The 7,878-nt window shown below is 63.5% G+C and carries 7 protein-coding genes and 1 pseudogene; 4 read left to right on the plus strand and 4 right to left on the minus strand.

Going from position 1 to position 7,878, the window contains the following annotated elements; translation table 11 throughout:
- A partial coding sequence (lon, locus tag EOA33_RS17065) for an endopeptidase La (protein ID WP_127406125.1) occupies positions 1-2,210 on the plus strand: 2,210 nt, incomplete at its 5' end.
- A 196-nt stretch (positions 2,211-2,406) separates the two neighbouring features.
- Entirely contained in the window at positions 2,407-2,679 is a 273-nt protein-coding gene (locus EOA33_RS17070; protein WP_006201846.1) for an HU family DNA-binding protein, read from the plus strand.
- Positions 2,680-2,751: 72 nt separating this feature from the next.
- On the opposite strand, the gene EOA33_RS17075 is transcribed toward EOA33_RS17070, so the two are convergent.
- Positions 2,752-3,774, minus strand: coding sequence for an aldo/keto reductase (locus EOA33_RS17075; RefSeq protein ID WP_126054892.1), 1,023 nt, complete (start codon positions 3,772-3,774; stop codon positions 2,752-2,754).
- 188 nt (positions 3,775-3,962) lie between these two features.
- On the opposite strand from EOA33_RS17075, the gene hxlB reads away from it, so the two are divergent.
- Positions 3,963-4,529: a 6-phospho-3-hexuloisomerase gene (hxlB, locus tag EOA33_RS17080; RefSeq protein ID WP_127406126.1), complete on the plus strand. Its 567-nt coding sequence runs from the start codon at positions 3,963-3,965 to the stop codon at positions 4,527-4,529.
- Positions 4,530-4,533: 4 nt separating this feature from the next.
- On the plus strand, positions 4,534-5,277 hold the full coding sequence (locus EOA33_RS17085) for a creatininase family protein (protein ID WP_127406127.1): 744 nt from the start codon (positions 4,534-4,536) through the stop codon (positions 5,275-5,277).
- Between the two features lie 157 nt (positions 5,278-5,434).
- Here EOA33_RS17085 and EOA33_RS17090 read toward each other — a convergent pair whose 3' ends face one another.
- The 3 genes and pseudogenes from EOA33_RS17090 to EOA33_RS17100 form a co-directional block, all read right to left on the minus strand.
- Positions 5,435-6,352: a carbohydrate ABC transporter permease gene (locus EOA33_RS17090; RefSeq protein ID WP_126054889.1), complete on the minus strand. Its 918-nt coding sequence runs from the start codon at positions 6,350-6,352 to the stop codon at positions 5,435-5,437.
- A 12-nt stretch (positions 6,353-6,364) separates the two neighbouring features.
- Entirely contained in the window at positions 6,365-7,486 is a 1,122-nt protein-coding gene (locus EOA33_RS17095) for a sugar ABC transporter permease (RefSeq protein WP_126054888.1), read from the minus strand.
- 101 nt (positions 7,487-7,587) lie between these two features.
- Positions 7,588-7,878, minus strand: a pseudogene (locus tag EOA33_RS17100) (sugar ABC transporter substrate-binding protein); the annotation flags it as partial.

Below are 7,878 nucleotides of genomic sequence, written 5' to 3' on the forward strand. Positions count from 1 at the left end.
ATGCGATCTACGACATCGGCACGCTCGCCAATGTGCTGCAATTGCTGAAGCTTCCCGACGGCACCGTGAAGGTGCTGGTCGAAGGCGCCTCGCGCGCGAAGATCGTTTCGTTCACCGATCGCCCCGACTTCCATGAGGCCCGCGCGTCGGCGCTGGTCGAGCCGGAAGAGGAGGAGGTCGAAATCGAGGCGCTCGCCCGCTCGGTCGTCACCGACTTCGAGAACTACGTCAAGCTGAACAAGAAGATCTCGCCCGAAGTGGTCGGCGCCGCCAGCCAGATCGACGACTATTCCAAGCTCGCCGACACGGTTGCCTCGCACCTCGCCATCAAGATCCCCGAGAAGCAGGAGATGCTGGCCACGCTGTCCGTCAAGGAGCGGCTGGAAAAGGCGATGGGCTTCATGGAAGCCGAAATCTCCGTCCTGCAGGTGGAGAAGCGCATCCGCTCGCGCGTCAAGCGCCAGATGGAGAAGACCCAGCGCGAGTACTACCTAAACGAGCAGATGAAGGCGATCCAGAAGGAGCTCGGCGAGGGCGAGGACGGCCGCGACGAGGCCGCCGAGATCGAGGCGCGCATCAAGAAGACCAAGCTCTCCAAGGAGGCCCGCGAGAAGGCGGAAGCCGAATTGAAGAAGCTGCGGACGATGTCGCCCATGTCGGCGGAATCGACCGTCGTGCGCAACTATCTCGACTGGATCCTGTCGATCCCGTGGGGCAAGAACTCCAAGGTCAAGCATGATCTGGCCTTCGCGCAGAACGTGCTCGACACCGACCATTTCGGTCTCGACAAGGTCAAGGACCGCATCGTCGAGTATCTCGCCGTGCAGAGCCGCCAGAAGAAGATCAAGGGGCCGATCCTGTGCCTCGTCGGTCCTCCCGGCGTCGGCAAGACCTCGCTCGGCAAGTCGATCGCCAAGGCGACCGGCCGAGAGTTCATCCGCATGGCGCTCGGCGGCGTGCGCGACGAGGCCGAGATCCGTGGCCACCGGCGCACCTATATCGGCTCGATGCCCGGCAAGGTCATCCAGTCGATGAAGAAGGCCAAGAAGTCCAACCCGCTCTTCCTGCTCGACGAGATCGACAAGATGGGCCAGGACTTCCGCGGCGACCCGTCATCGGCCCTGCTCGAGGTGCTCGATCCTGAGCAGAACTCGACGTTCATGGACCACTACCTCGAGGTCGAATACGACCTGTCGAGCGTGATGTTCGTGACGACGGCGAACACGCTGAACATCCCTGCGCCGCTGATGGACCGCATGGAGATCATCCGTATCGCCGGCTATACCGAGGACGAGAAGATCGAGATCGCCAAGCGGCACCTGATGCCGAAGGTGATCCGCGACCACGCACTCCAGCCGAAAGAATTCTCCGTCGGCGAGGACGCGATCCGCGGCATCATCCAGACCTACACCCGCGAAGCGGGCGTGCGAAGCCTGGAGCGTGAGCTGATGAAGCTCGGGCGCAAGGCGGTGACCGAGATCCTGAAGACGAAGAAGAAGTCGGTCACCATCACCGCCGACAATCTCGCCGACTATCTCGGTGTGCCGCGCTACCGTTTCGGCCAGGTCGAGGCGGACGATCAGGTCGGTGTCGTCACCGGTCTTGCCTGGACGGAAGTCGGCGGCGAGCTGCTGACGGTCGAAGGCGTCATGATGCCCGGCAAGGGCCGCATGACGGTGACCGGCAATTTGCGCGACGTGATGAAGGAATCGATCTCGGCGGCGGCCTCCTATGTCCGCTCGCGTGCTCTCGATTTCGGCATCGAGCCGCCGCTGTTCGACAAGCGTGACATCCACGTCCACGTGCCGGAGGGGGCAACCCCGAAGGACGGCCCGTCGGCTGGCGTGGCAATGGCGACCGCCATCATCTCGGTGCTGACCGGCATTCCGATCAAGGCCGATGTCGCCATGACCGGCGAGATCACGCTGCGCGGCAGGGTGCTGCCGATCGGCGGTCTCAAGGAGAAGCTGCTGGCCGCGCTGCGCGGCGGTATCAAGAAGGTGCTGATCCCGGAAGACAACGCCAAGGACCTGGCGGAGATCCCGGACAACGTGAAGAACGGCATGGAGATCATTCCGGTCTCGCGGGTCGGCGAGGTGCTGCGCCACGCGCTGGTGCGGATGCCGGAGGCGATCGAGTGGGTCGAGCCGGTAAACGCGCCGGCCGCGGCCGACAGTGGCGACGATGCCGGAAAGTCGCTTGCGCATTAGTTTTAGCTAAAGTTGCAGCGCACAAAACGAAAGCCGGGTCTCGCGCCCGGCTTTTTAATGTGAAAAACCCCGGAATTCCGGGCTTTTTTCGGATTTTTTCCGCTTTTTCGACTTGGTTGCAGGAACGCTTCTTTCTAAAGTCCGTTTCCTGCCGGATGAGTCGAAAGTTCCGGTTTTCTCATGGAAGGGAATTTTGATGAACAAGAACGAACTGGTGTCCGCTGTCGCCGATGCCGCGAGCATTTCGAAGGGTGACGCCCAGTCAGCCGTCGATGCGGTGTTTTCCGTGATCACTGGCGAACTGAAGAAGGGCGGCGATGTCCGGCTTGTGGGCTTCGGAAATTTCACCGTGTCAAAACGCGCTGCTTCGACCGGCCGCAACCCGCAGACCGGCGCCGAAGTGAAGATTCCGGCGCGCACCGTGCCGAAATTCTCGGCCGGGAAGGGCCTCAAGGACGCGGTCAACTAAGACCTTTTTCTTTAAAGATCAGAAAAGCCGGGCTTGCCCGGCTTTTCTTTTGCCCATCGCCAGCAGGGCGGATCAGCCCGTCGGCGCGTCCGCGCGCAGCAGCCCTTCCTGCTTCAGGTCGACCCACAGGGCGGCGGGCAGCTTGACGTCGAGCAGCGCGCGGTTGCTTTCGACCTCGGCCGGCCGTTGACCGCCGGGGATTACCGACACGACGGACGGATGCTGCAGCGGGAACTGCAGCGCCGCCTCGATCAGGCGCACCCTGTGGCGCTTGCAGACCGCCTCGATGCGCGCCACGCGATCGAGCACCTCCTTCGGCGCCTCCGAATAATCATAGAAGGCTCCCGGCTTCGGCCCCGTCGCCAGGATGCCGGAATTGTAGGGGCCGCCGAGCACGATGCCGATGCCGCGCTTTTGGCAGAGCGGCAGGAAGGATTGCAAAGCCTCCTGCTCCAGCAGCGTGTAGCGCCCGGCCAGCAGGAAAAGGTCGAAATCGCCGCGCTCGGCCAGCGCCTCACAGACCTGCCATTCATTGATGCCGCCGCCGAAGGCCTTGATCACGCCCTGGTCGCGCAGCGAAAGCAGCCCGTAATAGCCGGAGGACATGAACTCCTCGATGCGACGGTCGGACGCCTCCTTGCTGCCATGGGTGAAGATATCGACGTCGTGGACGAACAGGATGTCGATGCGGTCGACGCCGAGGCGTTCCAGCGAAGCCTCGAAGGAGCGCATGACGCCGTCATAGCTATAGTCGTAGACCTCTTGGCGCGACGGCGTGTCGAAGAACTTGCCGATGCCGGTGCGCTGATCCGGCGGGCAGGCGCGCATCAGGCGCCCGACCTTGCTCGACAGCACATAGTCGTCGCGCTTCTTGCCGCGCAGGAACGGGTTGAGCCGGGTTTCCGACAGGCCGAGACCATAGAGCGGCGCGGTGTCGAAGTAGCGGCAGCCGGTGTTCCAGGCCGCTTCCAGCGTGGCATGGGCGTCCTCGTCGGAGACGGCGCGGTAGAGATTGCCGAGCGGCGCCGTGCCGAAGCCGAGCTCGGTAAAGTCGATGCCGCCATTGCCGATGCGGTCGAAATGCCGTGTCTTCATGTCGTGGAGTTTTCCTGGGGCTGATTTGTCTGACATGACACTATCACGCCCGTGGCACAGCAAAAGCGTTGACGACCGTTGGACGCGCATTTTCGCGGTGATAGCATGAACAAAAACAAGCTGTTCGGGGAAAGCGTGAAGCAAGGATCGCCACTGCGTTTCGAGGCGCGCACAAAGGTGGAAAGCGCATGACTGGCGCCGGCACGGATCTGTTCGCGATCGCGCTGAACGAGCTCGGCGACGTGTTGGCGAAGGTGGACGAGGCGCGCATCGACGCCGCCTGCGACCTGCTCGCCGGCGCCGGCAAGATCGCCGTCTATGGCTGCGGCCGCGAGGCGCTGCAGATCAAGGGCTTCGCCATGCGGCTCTACCATCTCGGCCTGTCGGTATCGGTGGTCGGCGACATGACCACACCGCCGCTCGGCAAGGGCGATGTCTTCCTGGTCAGCTCCGGACCGGGCGAGACCACCACGGTGCTGACCCTGATGCAGGTTGCCCGGGCCGCAGGCGCAAAGGTGCTGCTGCTCACCGCCGAGGCCGAGGGCAGCGCCACGAAGCGCGCCGATTTCACCTTGCTCATTCCGGCGCAGACCATGGCCAGCGACCAGGGCACGGCAAAGACCTCCGTCTTGCCGATGGGGTCGCTGTTCGAGGGCGCGCTGTTCCTGCTCTTCGAGGTGATGGTGCTGAAGCTCAAGGCGCTGACCGGTGCCTCGCCGGAGGCCATGCGCGCCCGCCACACCAATATGGAGTAGGGCGATGCGTTACGAATTGATGCTGCCGCACCAGATCCGCAAGGCGATCACGGAGAACTGGCCGGTCGCTCTGCCGCTCGGCGTGCTCGAGTACCATGGCGAGCACATGGCCGTCGGCATGGACACGCTGGCCGTCGTCAAGACGCTCGAGCTGTTCGGGAAGGAGGCCGACATCGTCATCCTGCCGCCCTTCTACTACGGCGCCGCGAGCTATGCGGTGGCGCCGCCGGAAGGCAGCGGCTCGGTGCAGGTCGGCGGCAATCAGCTGGCGCCGTTCGCCGAGGAGCTGTTCTTCAGCCTGCTGCGCATCGGCTTTCGCAACATCCACGCCATCATCCACCACCAGACCGAGAATTTCGCCGCCGGCATGCCGACCGATCTCGCTTTCAAGGCCGCCGGCCGGCAAGCGATCTTCCGCTTTCTGGAAAAAGAGCGCGGCGAGGGCTGGTGGGGTTCAGAGGCGATGGCGGACTACTATGCAGGCCATGCCAAGGGCGAGAACTTCTTCAATTGGGTCCAGGTGCATCCGCTGATGTCGGCCGCCATGAACGGCCGGTACCCGTTCGACCATGCCGGCATCGGCGAAACCTCGCTGATGCTGGCGCTGTGCCCCGAAGCGGTCGACGCCGGCCGCCTCGCCGACAATACAAGCTGGTACACGGCGAGCGCGCCGGAAGCTTCGGCCGAGCTGGGCAGGAAGGGCGTCGCCATGATCCTCGAGCATTTAAGGTCGATCCTGCGGGCCTAGCTCCCCCTTCTCCCTTGTGGGAGAAGGTGTCGCCGAAGGCGACGGATGAGGGGTGCTCCAGGGAATGCCGACGTCTCACTCCGCTGGAACACCCCTCATCCGTCTCGGCGCTGACGCGCCGATCCACCTTCTCCCACAAGGGGAGAAGGGGAGGCGGCTACTTCACCGCGCCGGCCGTCATGCCCATGATCAGGTAGCGTTCCAGAAGGATGCCGATGACGGCAAGCGGCGTGATGGCGGCGGTGGCGAGTGCGGCCATCGACCACCAGTTGATGCCTTGCGACCCGGTCTGGCTCGCCACCATGACGGGAATGGTCTTGGCGTCGGTCGAGGTCAAAAGCGCGGCGAAGAAATACTCGTTCCAGCACAGCACCATCGCCAGGATGAAGGCCGCGACCATGCCAGGCAGCGCGATCGGCATGACGATGCGGAAGAAGGCGCCCCAGATCGACAGGCCGTCGACGAGCGCTGCCTCCTCCAGCTCGACCGGGATCGAATTGAACTGGTCGCGCATGATCCAGATGACGATCGGCAGCACCATCAGCGTGTAGAGCAGGATCAGCCCGACGCGCGTGTCGAGCAGGCCGACCTCGCGGTAGAGCACCAGGAAGGGCAGCGCCAGCACCACCGGCGGCAGGATCAGCTGCGACAGGAAGAAGAAGGAGATGTCCTCGTTCTTGAACCAGGCGAAGTGGTAGCGGTAGCGGGTCAGGCCGTAGGCGGCGAGGCTGCCGATGATGATGGCGAGGCCGGATGCGCCGACCGAGGCGATGACCGAATTCATGAAGCGCTTGAAGAACTCGTCGCGCACGGTCGAGGTCTGCGTGATCGAGTCCGGCGACAGGCCGAGCGAGCGCCAGCCCTTCCAGTCAGGCTGGAAGTCGACGAACGGGATCAGATGGCCCTGGGTGACGTCGACCGCCGATTTGAATGACGTCGTGATCGTCCAGTAGATCGGGAAAAGGCAGATGAAGGACCAGAACACCAGCGCGCCATAGATGAAGACGCGGCTGGTCAGGAAGCTCGCCGGCGAGCTGATTTCGGAGACGGAATAGTCGGTGGTCTGGACGCTCATGTTGCCGGCCGCTCAGTTGACGTTGCGCACGAAGCGGCTGGCGAATTTCAGCAGCCAGGTCACGAACACGATGATGATGACGAGATAGGCCATGGCCAGCATCGTGCCGTAGCCGACATTCGAGCGGTCGCGGTACTCGCGGTAGATGAAGCTCGACACCGAATCCGTGGCGCCGCCGGGCCCGCCCGACGTCACCGTGATGATGATGTCGGCCAGCTTCAGCTTGAAGATGATGCGCAGGATCACCGCTGTCACCGACACCGGCAGCATCAGTGGGAAAGTGACCTGCCAGAAGGTCTGCCAGGCGGTGGCGCCGTCGACGCGCGCCGCCTCAAGCACCTCGCGCGACATCGCCTGCAGGCCGGCAAGCAGCATGATCATCATGAACGGGATGAAGGTCCAGGCATCCAGCACCATGATCGAGATGCGGGCGGTGATCGGGTTGGAGAAGAAGGCGGGATTGTCCCAGCCGAGGTATCGCGCCAGCGTCGCCGCCGGGCCGAAGCGATACTCCATCAGCGACTTGCCGATCATCCACGACACCGCGACCGGCGACAACATCAGCGGCATCAGGAAGACGACGCGGAAGAATTTGCGGGCGCGGATCTGCGCGTTGAGGAGCAGCGCCAGGCCGAAGGCGATGACATATTCGACGAACACCGCGAGCACATACAGTACCATGTTGAACAGCGCGTTGCGGTAGTAGGGGTCGGCCAGCATCTGCCAGAAATTGTCGAGCCCGTTGAACTTGCGGCCGGAGAAGGAACTGAGGTTCCAGTCGGTCAGCGCGATGTAGAAGCCGAACAGGGTCGGGAAGACCACCATGGCAATGGTGAACAGCAATGCGGGAAGCAGGAACAGCGCGCGCTGGCCGTCCTCGCCGCGCGTCAGCACCTGCCCAATGCCCAGCGCCACGCCCCACAGCACATAGGCATAGACGATCGGCCGCCAGGTATCGAAGCCGAGCGTGGTGACTTCCGTCTTGTAGAGGATCTGCAGCGCGATGACGGCGAGCAGGCCGAGCGTCGCCGCGGCCATCAGGGCGAAACCGAGCCGCTTGCGGCCGGGTGCGATCAGATCGGCTGGAACGCCGTTTGCCGGCCATGCATTGGTTGGCAAGGTCTGGTCAGCCACGCGTCCCGTCCGTCGATACAAAAGCTTACGACCGGCCCGTCCGGTCAAAACAGGGTCCGGCGGCTTTGCGTCGCCGGACCCCGGTTCATCATACGATCAGGCTACACGCCGAGCGAGGCTTTGTAGAGCTTGATCTGGTTTTCGCGGCCGATCTGGTCGGTCAGCTTCTCCCAGGCGGCGGCGATGGCATCGGCGCCTTCCTGCGCCTTCATCTTGCCGGCGAAGGTGTTGGCCAGGATGTCCTCGGCGGCGCTGTAGTACTGGAAGATGCCGGGGATACGCGGCTCGATCGCCGCGTTCGGATGATTGTAGCTGTCACCCTCGGACTTGAGGTAGGAGCTGATGAACGCCTCGTCGTAGCCGGCCGCCACCCATTCTGGAATGTTGAAATG

This window comes from Mesorhizobium sp. M4A.F.Ca.ET.050.02.1.1 (assembly GCF_003997725.1).
GTDB lineage: Bacteria > Pseudomonadota > Alphaproteobacteria > Rhizobiales > Rhizobiaceae > Mesorhizobium.